Below are 16,013 nucleotides of genomic sequence, written 5' to 3'. Positions count from 1 at the left end.
GACCCCTCTGGTGCACTTGAATTATGGATGGCAATGAAGGGCCCGAAGCGGGTCACGTGGTCTCGGCGCCGGCGGGTGCCGTGACGGTCGCAAGCCTGGCCCGGATCCTGGCCGGTCTCCCTGACCCGGCCGGTCCGGCTGCGCTCATCGACGAAACACGCGAGCTCGAGGACCTGAAGTGCGCCCTGGCCGCCCGCCAGGCCCGGTACGCCGTGGCCTTCGACCAGGCCCAGCGCCGCGAACACGCCGACGCCGGGATCCCCGCCGAGCAGCAGGGCGCCGGCGTCGCCGCGCAGATCGCCCTGGCCCGGCGCGAATCCCCGGCCCGGGGCGGCCGGCTCCTCGGCCTGGCCAAAGCCCTCGAAACCGAAATGCCGCACACCCTCGCCGCCCTCGAAACCGGACAGCTCAACGAATGGCGCGCCACCCTCCTGGTCCGGGAGACCGCCTGCCTGACCCCCGCCGACCGTTCGGCGGTGGACGAGGAGCTCGCCGCCGACGCCGGAAGCTTCGACGGAGCGGGCGACCGGGCGATTGTGGCCGCGGCCCGGGCCGCCGCGTACCGGCGCGACCCGCGGTCCGTGACCGAGCGCGCCGCCCACGCCGATACCGAACGCCACGTCAGTCTCCGCCCGGCCCCGGACACCATGTGCTACCTGACCGCGCTGCTGCCCGTCGCCGCCGCCGTGGCCATGCACGCAGCCCTGACCCGGCGCGCCGACGCTCTTCGCTCGGCCGGGGATCCCCGCACCCGGGGCCAGCTCATGGCCGACACCCTGGTCGAACGCACCACCGGCGCCGCGGGAGGGATCAGCGGCATCGAAATCCAGCTCGTCATCACCGACCGCACCCTCTTCCAGGCCGACAGCGAACCCGCCCGGCTCCCCGGCTACGGCGTGGTCCCCGCCGGGTGGGCCCGGGCACTGCTCCAGAAAAGCGGCTCCGGCCAAAATCCGGCCCGGGCTCCGGGAGCCGCGGGCGCTAACGACCAGGCCGCCTTCACGACCTGGCTGCGCAGGCTCTACACCGCCCCGGGCACCGGCGAACTGGTCGCCATGGACTCCCGCGCCCGGATCTTCCCCGCCGGGCTGCGCCGCTTCATCCAGGCCCGCGACCACACCTGCCGGACCCCGTACTGCGACGCCCCCATCAGACACCTGGACCACATCGTCCCCTGGCACGGCGGCGGAACGACGACCCAAAGCAATGCTGCCGGGCTCTGCGAAGCCTGCAACCACACCAAAGAAACCCCCGGCTGGAGCGCCCGACCAACCCCGGAACCGCCGCACGGTCACCGAAGACACACACTCCAACTCACCACCCCCACCGGCCACAGCTACCACTCCACCGCACCACCGCTGCCTGGAACCCTCGCCGAACAGCCGTCTGAGCTTCACCGGCGGAACCTGAGGCATCAGGCAAAGCTGGTCATGGGCTCCCGTCTGGCAGCGAAGCCTGCGGCCTAGGGTGTGCTGCTTTCGGCGGCTGTGCCGTCCTCGGATCCCCCGCCCTCAGGCGCCGCGCCGGTCACGACGGGATAGTCAGCGTTGTTGGACCACTCCGAGAACGACCCCGGGTATAGCGCCGCAGGGAAACCGGCGATCTCCAGGGCTGCAATCTCATGCGCCGCGGTCACGCCGGAACCGCAGTACACGGCCGTTGGCAGCCCCGGCTGCACACCCAGGCCGGTGAAGCGTTCGCGCAGTGTTGCGGCGGGAAGGAACCGGCCGTCCGCCGCCAGGTTCGCGGTCGTGGGCGCACTGATGGCGCCGGGGATGTGCCCGGCGCGGGGGTCCACTGGCTCGATCTCACCGCGGTACCGTTCGCCGGCACGGGCATCGAGAAGCAGCCCCCTGCCGGACCAGGTGGCCGCCTCGGCAGCACCGATCACCGGCATGGCACTGTCTGACAAGACGACGTCGCCGCGCTCCGCATCCGCCTCGCCGCTGTCAACGTCGTACCCGGCGGCGCTCCAGCCGGCCAGGCCGCCGTCGAGCAGGCTGACGCCGGGGAACCCGGAATTGCGCAGCATCCACCAGAGCCTGGCGGCGGCGAGGTTTCCGCTGTCGTCGTAGGCCACCACCACGTCACCATTCCGGATGCCCCAGGAGCGCGCGGACTGTTGGAACTGCTCCAGCGGAGGCAGCGGGTGGCGTCCCCGGTCCGGATCGGCAGGGCCCGCAAGCTGGGTCGCCAGATCCACGAAAACCGCACCGGGGAGGTGTCCCTCCACGAAGTGCGCCCTGCCGTGCGGGTCGCCGAGCGCCCAGCGAACGTCCAGCAGCACTGTCCGCGCGCCTGAGTCCATCCGGTTTTTGAGTTCGGCAACAGTCATCAGCGTGTCCATCCGCCCACTCTAACGGTGGGCCTGCACCGCTGCAGGTAGGCTGGTGCGGTGACAACAGAGCGCCAGCAGGACCGGGTTTGGGCCGACGAAGCCATCCGCCGGATCAACGCCGAGAGCAACAGATCAGCGGACACCCATCTCTATTCGGTTCCCCTGCCTCAGCACTGGGGCGTCCAGCTGTACCTCAAAGACGAATCGACCCACCGCACGGGCAGCCTCAAGCACCGACTGGCCCGCTCGTTGTTCCTGTTCGGTCTGGTCAACGGCTGGATCCGGGAAGGCACCACCATTGTGGAGGCGTCCAGTGGCAGCACGGCCGTCTCGGAAGCCTATTTTGCCCAGCAACTAGGGCTGCCGTTCATTGCCGTGATGACCCGGACCACCAGCCGCGAGAAAATCGCGCTGATCGAACAATACGGCGGCTCCTGCCACCTCGTGGACCACGCCTCCGAGGTGTACGCGGCCGCGGAGGATCTGGCCCGGAGCACCGGCGGCCACTACATGGACCAGTTCACCTACGCCGAGCGGGCCACCGACTGGCGCGGCAACAACAACATCGCCGAGTCCATCTTCGGCCAGTTGGCGCTTGAGGAACACCCGGTCCCGCACTGGATCGTGGTGGGCGCCGGCACCGGCGGGACGAGCGCCACCATCGGCCGTTACCTCCGCTACCAGCGCCACGCCACCGGACTCGCCGTCGTCGACCCGGAGAATTCCGCGTTCTACCCGGGCTGGCTGGCCAGCCGCGACGGCGGTACAACGCCGCACGCCACCGGCCTCCCTTCCCGGATCGAGGGCATCGGCCGACCGCGGCTGGAGCCTAGCTTCGTGCCGGACGTCATCGACCACATGATCCAGGTGCCCGATGCAGCCTCGGTGGCGGCGATGCGCCACCTGCGCGAGTACGCCGGGCTACACGCCGGCCCGTCCACCGGCACCAATCTCTGGGGTGTGTGGCAACTCATCGCCGGCATGATCGCCGACGGCCGCCGCGGCAGCGTCGTCTCGTTGCTGTGCGACGCCGGAGACCGCTATACAGGCAACTACTACAGCCCCGAGTGGTTGCAGTCGCAGGGTCTGGACCCGGCACCGCACGAGGACACCATCCGCGAGTTCCTTGCCAGCGGAGCGTGGCCTGCTTAGCTAAACGTCAACCGACTCGCCGCTGGCAAGGTGCCGGTACTCCGTGCCGTACTTGGCGCCGATCCAGGTGACGTGCCCCTCCACCAGGCCGCGTCCCGTCTCGTTCAGCAGGGCGTCGTGGATCGGGAAAGCCCGCGGCGCGCGGACACCGATCACAAAATCCACCACTTCGCCGACCTTGTTCCACGGGGCGTGGATCGGGACCAACAAGGTTTGCACCTCGATGCCGTCCGGGATCGCAAAGGAATCCCCGGGATGGTAGACGTTGGAGTCCACCAGATAGCCCACGTTGGCGACCACCGGAATCTGCGGATGGATGAGGGCGTGCTGGCCGCCAAAGCTCCGGATGACGAAGCCGGCCGCCTCGAAGGTCTCGCCGGCTGCGACAGTGTGGATCCGCTCCGCCGCCCCGGGGGCCTTGCCGCGCAGCTGTGCCGCCACGCCGTCGGGCGCGAAGAGCTGCAGATCCTGGTTGGCCAGTAGGGCGCCGGAGACGGCGTCGACGTCGATGTGGTCCGCGTGCTCATGCGTGATCAGCACGGCGGACGCACCGGCGAGGGCCTGCTCGGTCTCGGAAAAAATTCCCGGGTCCAGCACCAGCACCCGTCCCTCTTTTTCGAGCCGGACGCAGGCATGAGTGAATTTCGTCAGCTTCATCCGGCCAGCCTATGGCGTGGCCCGACGCGGTGTCCACGAGGCCCGGCTGGTAATCTGGGACCCTGCCCGTACCAGAGCACAATCCCAGCGAAGCGAGTTCTCCCAATGTCCCAGGGCGCCACCACCGGCGGCAGCCAGGCACCGGCCGAGGCCGTCGCCGGCATGAAGGAACAGCCGGGCAAGGAACAGCCGGGCAAGGAACAGCGCGTCACGAAGCAGCGTCTCGCGGTCAGCGCGGCCCTGGATGAGCTGGACGATTTTGTCAGCACCCAGGAGTTGCACCGCATTCTGCGGGAACGCGGCAGTTCGGTCTCCCTCGCAACCTCCTACCGGATCCTGCAGTCCCTCGCCGACGACGGCCTGGTGGATGTGCTGCGGAACGCCGACGGCGAGGTGGTCTACCGCCGTTGCGCCGTCACTGTGCACCACCATCACCTGCTGTGCCGCAACTGTGGCAAGGCGGTGGAGGTCGAAGCGCCCGCCGTCGAGGCCTGGGCAGCGCGGATCGCCAGCGAGCACGGTTTCACCGATGTCGAGCACACCGTCGAAGTCTTCGGGCTGTGTCCCGAGTGCGCAGCCCTGCAGCCCTGACGCTAGCGGCACTTACTGCTCACCGGCCGGCGCAGTCAGCCCAAGTGGGCAGACATCCTTAGTTCCAGCAGCGGCGGAGCAAAACGGGCGTCGCGTAGCCCATCGACCGGAGTCCGGCCAGAGACGCCAAGAAAAGTTCGGAACCCAGGCCGCGGCGCCAGTATGCCGGCGGCAGGTTCAGGGACTGGAGCGCACAACGGGTGCTTGTCCGTTCTGCGAAGCGGTGACGGTAACGATCGCCGGGCCTGCACGCGCTCCACGGCACCGGACCCGGCCGCGGTTATGACATTCGGTACGCCGGGTCTTACTGAACTGCTGCCTCCGCGGGCGGTGGCGTCGCCCGCACCACTCGGCCGTTGAGGGCGCGCCTGGCCCTGAGGCCGCCGATCCCACGGCACACCACGTAGATCAAAAACGACAGCGTCGTCACATACGGGCTGATCGGGAGCCGGCCGCCCAAGGCCAGCAGGATGCCGCCCACCGTGGCCGTGATGGCGAAGAGCACACTGAGGAGCACCACGAGCCGCGGCGATGAGGTCACCCGCAGGGCCGCGGCCGCCGGAGTGATCAGAAGCGCCAGCACCAGCAGCGCGCCGACGATCTGGATGGACAGTGCCACGCTCACGCCCAACAGCAACATGAAGCCCAGAGCCAGACCGCGGACCGGAACTCCGCGGGCGGCGGCGACGGCGGGGTCCACACTGGCGAAAGTCAGCGGCCGCCAAATGGCCACAAGCGCCAGCATGACGACCATCGCGGCGACGGCCAGCACCTGTAGCTGCACGGTGCCCACGGACACGATCTGCCCGGTGAGCAGGCCGAACTTGTTCGCGGCGCGGCCCTCGTAGAGCGAAAGGAACAGGATGCCCAGCCCTAGGCCGAAGGGCATGATCACGCCGATGGTCGAGTTCTTGTCCCGGGCCCGGACGCCCATCAGGCCCAGCAGGAGCGCCGCCACCACCGAGCCGGCTAAGGAACCGAGGACCACGTCGGCGCCGAACAGCAGGGCACAGGCCGCACCGGCAAAGGAAAGCTCGGAAATGCCGTGCACGGCGAAGGCCAGGTCGCGCTTCATCACGAAGGTGCCCACCAGGCCACCCAGCAGGCCCAGCACCGCGCCGGCCCAGATGGAGTTCTGCACCAGAGCAACAAGTTCGCCGTAGTTTTCAAAATTGAAAATTGAATGCAGGAGGTTGTCGAGGTCCACTTATCCCACCTCCCCTGTGACAGCGTGTGCGTCCTCGTGATGATGCGTGACGGCGTCCGGGATGCCAGCCACGATCATCCTGCCGTTGGCGTGGATCACCTCGACGCGGCTGCCGTAGAGCTTGGAGAGGACCTCCGTGGTCATCACTTCCGCGGGCGTGCCGACCCGGAACCGTCCGCCGGCAAGGTAGAGGACCCGGTCGACGTAGTCCATGATCGGGTTGATCTCGTGCGTCACGAACACCACGGCACTGTTGTGTTCGTGGCACTGTTCGTTGATCAGGGAACTGACGGCCTGCTGGTGCTGGAGATCGAGGGACAGCAGGGGTTCGTCGCAGAGCAGGACTTTCGGGTCCGTCGCGAGGGCCTGCGCCACCCGCAGCCGTTGCTGTTCCCCGCCGGAGAGCTGGCCCACCGGCACCTTGGCGTAATCCAGGGCGCCAACCTGGCCCAGGAGCCGGTCGATCTTGCGGTTCACCTTGGCCCCGCCGAGGCGGATGCCCCAGCGGTGGCCGTCGACGCCGAGGCCGACGAGGTCCCGGGCGCGCAGCGGCGTATCCGGATCGAAGGATTCCTGTTGCGGAACGTAGCCGATCCGCTGGTTGCCCCGGGCGATGGGATGCCCGTCCAGGACAGCGGTGCCGGAGGTCAGCTCCTGCAGCCCGAGCAGGACCTTGAGAAAAGTGGTCTTGCCGCTACCGTTGGGGCCGAGCACGGCGAAGAATTCGCCGTGGTTGATGTCCAGGTCCAGGTTCTCCCACAGGGTCCGTTGGCCGAACTTCAGGGCGGCCCCGCGCAGGCTTACTACGGGTGTCAACTGGGTTTTCCTCGATTTCTGCCGGGCCAGGCGGCCGCGCGGTTCCGATTTATCTTAGGCCCGGCTAGCCCCGGCCGAGGGCCTTGGCCAGGTTGTCCACGTTGCCGGACATCCACTGCAGGTAACTCTTGCCCTCCGGCAGCGTCTCGCTGAAATCCACCACGGGGACGCCGGCGGCGACGGCGGCCTCCTTGAGCGCGAGCGTCTGCGGTCCCTCCGTCTGCGGGTTGTAGGCCAGCAGACGGATCCCGCCGGACTTCACGAGGTCGAGGGCGGACCGCAGCACGGCAGGCGGAACATCCGTGCCGGATTCGATGGCGGAGGTGTACTCCGCCGGCGTCCGGTTCTCCAGGCCGGCCTCTTCCAGCAGGTAGAGCGGGACCGGTTCCGTGACGGCGACGCCGCCATGAGCCGCCGCGGCCTTCAGCGCCGAGAGCCGGGCGTCCAGGCCGGCCAACTCCTTCTTCAGGGCCGTCGCGTTGTTCCGGAAGCCGCCGGCCGAGGACGGCTCGAGGGCGCCCAGCTTTTCCGCCAGCGCATCAGCAAGCCGGCTCATGGCTGCTGGGCTGTACCAGACGTGTTCGTTGAATCCCGCGGCCGCATCAGCGTGGCTGTGTCCGTCGGCGCCGGACGCTGCCGGCGCCGCCGAGGCCAGCCCCGAGACGTCGACGGCGTTGAGCAGGTTCCCCGGGTCCAGCCCGGTGTCCCCGGCCAGCTTGTGCAGGAAATCGTCGTAGCCGCCGCCGTTTTCCACCACCAGCCCGGCCTTGGAGACGGCCAGCTTGTCCTGGGTGGTGGCCTCGTAGGAATGCGGATCCTGGCTAAGCCGGGAGATGATCGAGGTGACCCGCACCTTGTCGCCCCCGACGGCGCGGACGATGTCGCCGTAGACGCTGGTGGAGGCGACGACCTCAACCACACCGCCGGCGGCGCTGGCCCGGTCGACGCCCGGCGTCGGGCCGCAGGCCGTCAGCAGGAGGCTGCTGAGGCCCGCGAGGAGAACTGCGGCGGCGGAACGGCGCACGGGAATACCTCGGATCTGTTATTGAGAAACGTTAGCAATACAACGAGTCTAACCGTAAATGGGAATCATTCCTATTTAGAGCCAGGCCAGCGCCGTATGCCTTACTCCTGTCCGAGCCTGCGGTAGCCGGTGGCCTGCGTAGCGTCCCGGATTTCCCCGACCAGTTGCTCGATCACGTCCTCCAAAAAGAGCACTCCCCGGGTGTGGCCGTCCGGACCGATCACCCGGGCAAGGTGCGAGCCGGTGCGCTGCATGACAGACATCGCCTCTTCGATCTCATCCTCCATGGCCAGGTTGGCCAGCGAGCGTATCCGGCTCTCGGCAATCGCGTGCGAATAGCCGGCCTCCGGGATCGACAGCACATCCTTGATGTGCAGGTAGCCGGACAGCATGCCATCCTCGTCGAGCATCGGGAAGCGGGAGAAGCCGGTCCGGCTCACGGCCTTCTCGAATTCCTCCGGCGTGGTGGGAGCCTTGAGCATCACCAGCTTCTCCAGCGGAACCATCACCTGGGATGCCGTGTATTCGGAGAACTCAAGCGCGCCCGTAATCAGCCCGGCGTCGTCGTCCACCAGGCCGTGCCTCGTGGATTCCTGCACGATCGACTGGACCTCCTCGAGCGTGAAGGAGGAGGTGACCTCGTCCTTCGGCTCGATCCGCATCAGCTGCAGGATGTGGTTCGCGGACCAGTTCAGCGCCACGATCGCCGGCTTGACCGCACGGGCGATGTAGATCAGCGGCGGTGCGAGCAGCAGCGCGGCCTTGTCCGCGACCGACACCGAAATGTTCTTCGGCACCATCTCACCAAAGGTCACATGCAGGAAGGTGACGGCCAGCAACGCGACGGCGAACGCCACGACGTCGGCGATTTCCAGCGGCACGCCGAGCGCTCCCAGCGGGACCGCCAGCAGGTGGTGGATGGCCGGTTCGGCCACCTGCAGGATCAGCAGGGAGCAGACAGTGATTCCCAGCTGGGCACAGGCCAGCATGAGCGAGACGTTTTCCATCGCCCGCAGGGTGGTCTGGGCCCGCTTGGACCCGGCCTCGGCGAGGGGCTCGATCTGGCTGCGGCGGGCGGACATGACGGCGAATTCGGCCGCCACGAAAAACGCGTTGCCCACCAGCAGCAGGGCGAGCCAGAGGATTCCCAGCCAGTCGCTCATGCGGCACCGGCCTTTCCGGCAGCGTCAATGCGCCCGTCCTTGCCGCCGTGCTGCTCGTGCTCCGTCGCGACCGGCGTGAAGCAGATGCGGTCGATCCGGCGTCCGTCCATGCGGGTCACCCTGAGGCTGCCGCCGGCGACGTCGACGGTGTCGTCCACCGCCGCCATTCGCCCCAACTGGCTCATGACGTAGCCGCCCACGGTTTCGTAGGTCGCCTCGTCCGGCACGGTCAGGCCGGGGATTTGTTCGGACAGCTCATCCGGCCGCAGCAGACCCGGGAAATACCAGTCCCCGGAGGCGCTCTGCAGCAGCCCGGGACGGACCTTGTCGTGTTCGTCGGCCACCTCACCGACGATTTCCTCGACCAGGTCTTCCAGGGTCGTGATCCCGGCGGTGCCGCCGTACTCGTCCAACACGACGGCGAGCTGCAGGTTTCCTTCCTTAAGTTCGGCGAGCAGGCCGTCCAAGTGGATGGTTTCGGGCACGCGGAGGACCTCGGTCATGATCGCGCCGGCTTCCAGCTTGGCCCGCCGGTCGGCCGGAACGGCGATGGCTTTCTTGATGTGCACCACCCCGCGGATGTCATCCGAAGACTCGCCGATCACGGGGAAGCGTGAATAGCCGGTGCGTTTGGCGGCCTCCACAATGTCCGAGACCGGCTGGTGGCTGTCGATCGTCTCCACCCGGATCCTCGGCGTCATCACGTCCGCGGCCGTCCGGCCGGAGAACTTCAGGGTGCGGGAGATGAAGTTGGCGGTCCGTTCATCCAAGGTTCCCATCGCGGCCGAGCGGCGCACCAGGGAAGCCAGCTCAGCGGGGGTGCGGGCACCGGAAATCTCCTCCTTGGCTTCGAGGCCAAAGACGTTCAGGATCCTGTTGGAGAAGCCGTTAAGCACGATGATGGCCGGCTTGAAGATTGCGGTGAAGACCAGCTGGGGCCGGGCAAGGGCCTTGCCGACCGGGAACGAGAGCGCGATGGCCGCGTTTTTCGGAACCAGTTCGCCGATCAGCATGGACAGCAGGGTGGCCAGCGCCATCGCCAGGACCAGCGAGACGGAGGCAGCGGCGGCTTCCGGCAGGCCGACGGCGGTCAGCGGGCCCTCAAGCAGCCTGCCCACAGACGGTTCCATCACGTAGCCGGTAAGCAGCGTGGTCATGGTGATGCCGAGCTGGCAGCTGGAGAGCTGGGTGGACAGGGATTTGAGGCACCTGAGCAGCGGGCCGGCGGCGGTGTCGCCGTTGTCCACGGCACGTTGCACAGTGGCCTGGTCGAGCGCGACCAGGGAGAACTCGACGGCGACGAAGAAACCGGTGCCGAGGATGAGGAGCAGTCCGGCTCCGAGCAGCAGCCATTCCATTTAGCTGCCCGCTTCGGAGTGCAGGCGTGCCGGGCGGGAAGAGCGTGCCGGCGGAGGATGGTCTGCGGAGGCAGACCCTTTTTCCGGGACGGCATTGTTTTCGTGGAAACCTTGCTGCCGTGCTGCCGGGGAGTGATGGGCGCGTGAACGGGGTTTGCCGGCTCTGCGGGTGGACTGGGCGGGAACGTTGTGTGTTCCGCGCTGACAGCCCCCAGGCCGGCACCTAGATTTACTGTCCATAAGAATGACAGTCTACAGGAGGGCCGGTCACCAGCTTTGCGGAACCGGGCGGCCCTCCTCGTACCCGGCGGCCGACTGGATGCCCGCCACGGCCCGCTCCCGGAACGCCGCCAGATCGGCCGCGCCGGCGTAGCTCATGGAACTCCGGAGTCCGGCGGTGATCAGGTCCAACAGGTCCTCCCCGCCCGGACGGCCGGGATCCAAATACATCCGGGAGGTGGAAATCCCCTCTTCGTAGAGTGCCTTCCGGTCCTTTTCGAACGCGCCCTCGCGCTGGTTGCGGTTCTGCACGGCCCGGGCGGAAGCCATGCCGAAACTCTCCTTGAACTGGCGGCCGTTGGCGTCGAGCTGCAGGTCGCCAGGGCTCTCGTGCGTGCCGGCGAACCAGGAGCCGATCATGACCTGGCTCGCACCGGCGGCGAGGGCCAGGGCCACGTCGCGGGGGTAGCGGACCCCGCCGTCGGCCCAGACCCTGCCGCCCGAGGCGCGTGCAGCGGCCGAGCATTCCAGCACGGCGGAAAACTGCGGCCGGCCACGTCGTGCCGAGAGGTGACGTCGGAGCGGGACGGCACCAGGAAGATGTCGGAGTAGGTCAGGTCGGTGGTCGGATCACTCAGGAAACGCACGGCAACTCCTCGATCAAGGGGGTTCTCAGGGGTTATTCAGGGCGAGCCCGGTGGCGCCCCGGCAGCGGGTCCGGCGGGACGGAAGGCACGCCTTCGCGACTCCTCGATGATTTGAGTCACCCTTATTGGCAGTTTCGCCGGGATCCTCACTAGACTGGCAAAGGTCTGGGTTCAACTGGACGCGGAGAACTGGTTCGATTGACGTGCTGCGGCACCGTGGAAACCAGCGGGAACCAAACTCATGGAAGAGGCGTATTTCAAGTGCCAGAGCAGCCCAGCCATCGTCTACCCGAGGAATTTGGCGGAAACGAGTGGCTCGTTGACGAACTGTACGAGCGGTACCAGCAGGACAAGAACACGGTGGACGCCAAATGGTGGCCGCTTTTCGAATCCTTCGATGCCAGTGACGGTTCTTCGACCAACGGCGCCTCGGCAGCCGCCGTCGCGAACCCTTCCACCCGTGAACTCCCGGTCATAGCCCCCGTTGCAGCAGCCCCCGCCGCCGCGCCGGCACCGGCAGCACCCGCCGCTCCGGCTCCCGCCCCCGCCGCGCCCCAGAAGGCCCCGGCTACTGTTGCCCGCGACGGCGCGAAGAACGCCGAGCCCGGCGCCGGCACCCAGCCCATCCCGGCCCAGCTGCCCAAGAACACCAAGGCCCCCACGGCGCCGGAGGAAGACGTTGTCTCCGTCCTGCGCGGTCCGGCCAAGGCCATTGCCACTAACATGATCACGAGCCTGGAGGTGCCCACCGCGACGAGCGTCCGGGCGATCCCCGCCAAGCTGCTGATCGACAACCGTGTGGTCATTAACTCCAACCTTGCCCGTGCCCGCGGCGGCAAAGTCTCCTTCACGCACCTGATCGGCTACGCCGTCATCCGGGCGCTGGCCCAGTTCCCCTCGATGAACGTGTACTACGACGTGGTTGACGGCAAGCCCGTCGCCGTCCAGCCGGCGCACGTGAACTTCGGCATCGCCATCGACATGCCCAAGCCCGACGGCACCCGCCTGCTCATGGTTCCGAACATCAAGAAGGCGGAGACCCTCAACTTCTCCGAGTTCTGGCACACCTACGAGGACCTGATCAAGCGCGCCCGCGCCGGCAAGCTGACAGCGGACGACCACGCAGGCACCACTGTCTCGCTAACCAACCCCGGCGGCATCGGCACCGTGCACTCGGTCCCCCGGCTCTCCAAGGGCCAGGCCGCCATCATCGGCGTCGGCGCACTCGACTACCCGGCCGAGTTCCAGGGCGCCAGTGAAAAGATCATCGCGCAGAGCGCCATCAGCAAGGTACTCACGCTCACCTCCACCTATGACCACCGCGTCATCCAGGGTGCCGGCAGCGGCGAATTCCTCAAGCTCGTGCACCAGCTTCTGCTCGGGGCGCAGAATTTCTACGACGAGATCTTCGAGTCGCTGCGCATCCCGTACGAGCCCGTACGCTGGAGCCTCGACCTGCAGGTTGACCCGGCGGATGAGATCAACAAGGTCGCCCGGATCCAGCAGCTCATCCACTCCTTCCGCGTCCGCGGCCACCTTATGGCGGACACCGATCCGCTCGAGTACGTCCAGCGCAAGCACCCGGACCTCGACGTACTGACCTACGGCCTCACGCTCTGGGACCTGGACCGCGAGTGGCCCACTGGCGGTTTCGGCGGCGCGCCGATGCTGAAGTTCCGCGACATCCTGGGCGTGCTCCGCGATGCTTACTGCCGCACCACTGGCATCGAATACATGCACATCCAGGACCCGGAGGAGCGCAAGTGGTTCCAGGACCAGCTCGAACACCCGTACTCCAAGCCGAGCCGTGACGAGCAGCTCCGCATCGTCTCCAAGCTCAACGCCGCGGAGGCCTTCGAGACCTTCCTGCAGACGAAGTTCGTCGGCCAGAAGCGCTTCTCGCTCGAGGGCGGCGAATCGCTGATCCCGCTGCTGGATGCCATCATCTCCGACGCCGCCGACGACGGACTCGACGAAGTCGCCATCGGCATGGCCCACCGCGGCCGCCTCAATGTGCTCACCAACATCGCCGGCAAGACCTATGCCCAGGTCTTCCGCGAATTCGAGGGCACCCAGGACCCGCGTTCCGTCCAGGGCTCCGGCGACGTGAAGTACCACCTCGGCACCGAGGGCACCTTCACCTCGGACAGCGGCAAGGAGACCAAGGTCTACCTCGCCGCCAACCCCTCGCACCTGGAAGCCGTGGACTCCGTCCTCGAGGGCATCGTCCGCGCCAAGCAGGACCGTCTGGACCAGGGCGAAACCTTCCCAGTGCTGCCGATCATGGTGCACGGTGACGCGGCCTTCGCCGGGCAGGGCGTCGTCGCGGAAACCCTCAACCTCTCGCAGCTGCGCGGCTACCGCACCGGCGGCACCATCCACGTCGTCGTCAACAACCAGGTCGGCTTCACCACGGCGCCGTCCTCCTCGCGTTCCTCCACCTACTCCACGGACGTCGCCAAGATGATCCAGGCGCCGGTGTTCCACGTCAACGGCGATGACCCGGAGGCAGTGGTCCGCATCGGCCAGCTCGCCTACGAGTTCCGCCAGCGCTTCCACAAGGACGTCGTCATCGACATGGTCTGCTACCGCCGCCGCGGCCACAACGAGGGCGACGACCCCTCGATGACGCAGCCGCTGATGTACAACCTGATCGAAGCCAAGCGTTCGGTCCGCAAGCTCTACACCGAGTCGCTGATCGGCCGTGGGGACATCACCGAGGAAGAAGCCGAACAGCTGCTCCGCGACTACCAGGAACGCCTCGAACGCGTCTTCGCCGAAACCCACGCCGCGCAGACGTCCCCGATCCCGATCATCACCGCAGATTCCGCCGCGGTGGCCGATCTTGAGCGCCCCGCCGCGCAGCAGGCCGACACGGGCGTCCGTGTACCGGAGTCCACGGCGATCTCCGCCGAGACGCTGGCCCGGATCGGCACGGCGCACCTAGAGTTCCCAGAGGGCTTCACGGTCCACGCCAAGCTCAAGCAGCTGCTCGAGAAGCGTGAGCTGATGTCCCGCGAGGGCGGGATCGACTGGGGCTTCGGCGAGCTCGCGGCCTTTGGCTCGCTGACCATGGAGGGCGTCCCAGTCCGGCTCGCCGGCCAGGACTCCCGCCGCGGCACCTTCGTACAGCGCCACGCCGTCTTCCATGACCGCGCCAATGGTGACGAGTGGACGCCGCTGGCAAACCTCTCGGACGACCAGGCCAAGCTGTGGATCTACGACTCCCTGCTGTCCGAATACGCGGCCATGGGCTTCGAATACGGCTACTCGGTCGAGCGCCCGGACGCCCTGGTGCTGTGGGAGGCGCAGTTCGGTGACTTCGTCAACGGCGCGCAGACCATCATCGATGAGTTCATCTCCTCGGCCGAGCAGAAATGGGGCCAGCGCTCCTCACTGGTGCTGATGCTGCCGCACGGCTACGAGGGCCAGGGCCCGGACCACTCCTCGGCTCGCATCGAGCGATTCCTGCAGATGTGTGCCGAAGAGAACATGATCGTGGCCAACCCCACGACGCCGGCCTCGCACTTCCACCTGCTCCGCCGCCAGGCGTACAGCAGGCCGCGCAAGCCCCTGATCATTTTCACCCCGAAGCAGCTCCTGCGCCTCAAGGCCGCTGCGTCCTCGGTGGAAGACTTCACCACGGGTACCTTCCGGCCCGTCATCCCCGAGCACGAGCAACTGGATGCCGGCGCCGTCGAACGCGTGTTGCTGGTCTCCGGGCGCCTGTACTACGACCTGCTGTCCACCAGGCAGAAGACCGGCGACACGACGACGGCGCTCATCCGGGTTGAGCAGCTTTACCCGCTGCCCGCCGCCGAAATCGCCGCCGAGCTGGCTAAATACCCCAACGCGGATGTGGTCTGGGCACAGGACGAGCCTGCCAACCAGGGTCCGTGGCCGTTCATCGGCCTGAACCTGCCGGATGCGCTGGACCGCCGGGTGCGGCTTGTGTCCCGGCCGGCTTCGGCGGCCACCGCTGCCGGGTCGATGAAGCGCCATGCGGCCGAGCAGGATACTCTGCTCAAACAGGCATTCGCACGTAAGTAGCGCCAGGCTGCCCGGCCGGACGTCGAATATCACGACTCCGGCCGGGCAGCTTTGTTTAAGGCAGCATCCGTGTCCGGGAGCAGGCCGATGCGGCAAAGAACCGGGGCACAGAACCGGCATTGGGAATGAAGGGGTAGTCGTGGAAGATCGGAAGCTGCGTATCGCAGCCGTTGGAGATGAGCTGCTGGCTGGCCTGGGCGACCCCCGGGCGCTGGGCTGGCTGGGACGGGTCCTGGCCCGTACCCCGCAGGAGGGGCTGACCCTGGAAAGCTACTCCCTGCCCTGCCCGCAGGAAGGTACCGAGGGCCTGGCCGAGCGCTGGCTTGAGGAGGCTGGCCGGCGCTTCGCGCCGCGGCACGAGAACCGCCTAGTGATTGGCCTGTCCGGCCGCGACATCGAGTTCGGACTCTCCACGGCGCGCAGTCGGCTCAACCTGGCCAACATCCTGGACTCGGCCTCCCAGAACAGGATCGAAGTCTTCGTCGTCGGGCCGCCGCCGACGCTGGATCCGGCCCAGAACCGGCGGCTGGGCGAGCTCAACACCGCCTTCGCTGATGTCACCACGCGCCGCAAGCACCTGTACGTGGACACCTTCTCCCCGCTGCTGAGCCACGAGCAGTGGCGCCAGGACCTCGCGGCCAACGGCGGGACGCCGGGACAGGCCGGCTACGGGCTGATGGCCTGGCTGGTGTTGCACCGCGGCTGGTTCCAGTGGCTGGGGATGGACGCTCCGGCATAGCGGTAGCGGACAGTTCGCGATATATCTTGACCGTCTGCCAGACGCGATATAT

At 67.5% G+C, this 16,013-nt stretch carries 12 protein-coding genes and 1 pseudogene; 5 read left to right on the top strand and 8 right to left on the bottom strand.

All coding sequences use genetic code 11. The features are described from left to right. The first annotated feature begins 23 nt into the window (after positions 1–23). Positions 24–1,466 (top strand): HNH endonuclease, encoded by a 1,443-nt coding sequence (locus tag ABIB14_RS00435; RefSeq protein ID WP_354233292.1) that lies wholly within the window; start codon positions 24–26, stop codon positions 1,464–1,466. On the opposite strand, the gene ABIB14_RS00430 is transcribed toward ABIB14_RS00435, so the two are convergent. Further along, a complete protein-coding gene (locus tag ABIB14_RS00430) occupies positions 1,463–2,347 on the bottom strand; it encodes a sulfurtransferase (RefSeq protein ID WP_354233291.1) in 885 nt (294 codons plus the stop codon). The two genes, ABIB14_RS00435 and ABIB14_RS00430, sit on opposite strands and share 4 nt — an antisense overlap. A gap of 48 nt (positions 2,348–2,395) precedes the next feature. On the opposite strand from ABIB14_RS00430, the gene ABIB14_RS00425 reads away from it, so the two are divergent. After that, positions 2,396–3,490, top strand: a complete 1,095-nt coding sequence (locus ABIB14_RS00425; protein ID WP_354233290.1) for a PLP-dependent cysteine synthase family protein — start codon at positions 2,396–2,398, stop codon at positions 3,488–3,490. Here ABIB14_RS00425 and ABIB14_RS00420 read toward each other — a convergent pair whose 3' ends face one another. After that, positions 3,491–4,147, bottom strand: a complete 657-nt coding sequence (locus tag ABIB14_RS00420) for an MBL fold metallo-hydrolase (RefSeq protein WP_354233289.1) — start codon at positions 4,145–4,147, stop codon at positions 3,491–3,493. Between the two features lie 162 nt (positions 4,148–4,309). On the opposite strand from ABIB14_RS00420, the gene ABIB14_RS00415 reads away from it, so the two are divergent. Beyond that, positions 4,310–4,738, top strand: a complete 429-nt coding sequence (locus ABIB14_RS00415) for a Fur family transcriptional regulator (RefSeq protein WP_354233530.1) — start codon at positions 4,310–4,312, stop codon at positions 4,736–4,738. A gap of 304 nt (positions 4,739–5,042) precedes the next feature. Here ABIB14_RS00415 and ABIB14_RS00410 read toward each other — a convergent pair whose 3' ends face one another. From ABIB14_RS00410 to ABIB14_RS00385, 6 genes and pseudogenes are all read right to left on the bottom strand, one after another. After that, a complete protein-coding gene (locus ABIB14_RS00410; protein WP_354233288.1) occupies positions 5,043–5,945 on the bottom strand; it encodes a metal ABC transporter permease in 903 nt (300 codons plus the stop codon). Next, positions 5,946–6,761, bottom strand: coding sequence for a metal ABC transporter ATP-binding protein (locus ABIB14_RS00405; protein WP_354233287.1), 816 nt, complete (start codon positions 6,759–6,761; stop codon positions 5,946–5,948). 64 nt (positions 6,762–6,825) lie between these two features. After that, a complete protein-coding gene (locus ABIB14_RS00400; RefSeq protein WP_354233286.1) occupies positions 6,826–7,785 on the bottom strand; it encodes a metal ABC transporter solute-binding protein, Zn/Mn family in 960 nt (319 codons plus the stop codon). Positions 7,786–7,886: 101 nt separating this feature from the next. Next, positions 7,887–8,948: a hemolysin family protein gene (locus ABIB14_RS00395; protein WP_354233285.1), complete on the bottom strand. Its 1,062-nt coding sequence runs from the start codon at positions 8,946–8,948 to the stop codon at positions 7,887–7,889. Next, on the bottom strand, positions 8,945–10,306 hold the full coding sequence (locus ABIB14_RS00390) for a hemolysin family protein (protein ID WP_354233284.1): 1,362 nt from the start codon (positions 10,304–10,306) through the stop codon (positions 8,945–8,947). Before ABIB14_RS00390 ends, ABIB14_RS00395 begins: the two co-directional genes overlap by 4 nt. 267 nt (positions 10,307–10,573) lie before the next feature. Beyond that, positions 10,574–11,122 (bottom strand): annotated as a pseudogene (locus ABIB14_RS00385) (IMP dehydrogenase); the annotation flags it as partial. A gap of 311 nt (positions 11,123–11,433) precedes the next feature. Between ABIB14_RS00385 and ABIB14_RS00380 the strand changes: the two are divergent. Then, on the top strand, positions 11,434–15,222 hold the full coding sequence (locus tag ABIB14_RS00380) for a multifunctional oxoglutarate decarboxylase/oxoglutarate dehydrogenase thiamine pyrophosphate-binding subunit/dihydrolipoyllysine-residue succinyltransferase subunit (protein ID WP_354233283.1): 3,789 nt from the start codon (positions 11,434–11,436) through the stop codon (positions 15,220–15,222). 139 nt (positions 15,223–15,361) lie between these two features. Beyond that, positions 15,362–15,961, top strand: coding sequence for a GDSL-type esterase/lipase family protein (locus ABIB14_RS00375; RefSeq protein WP_354233282.1), 600 nt, complete (start codon positions 15,362–15,364; stop codon positions 15,959–15,961). The last annotated feature ends 52 nt before the right edge of the window (positions 15,962–16,013 follow it).

Source organism: Arthrobacter sp. UYEF3 (assembly GCF_040546245.1).
GTDB lineage: Bacteria > Actinomycetota > Actinomycetes > Actinomycetales > Micrococcaceae > Arthrobacter.
The sequence above is the reverse complement of the archived record's forward strand: the minus strand, read 5'-3'. Positions and strand labels throughout refer to the sequence as shown.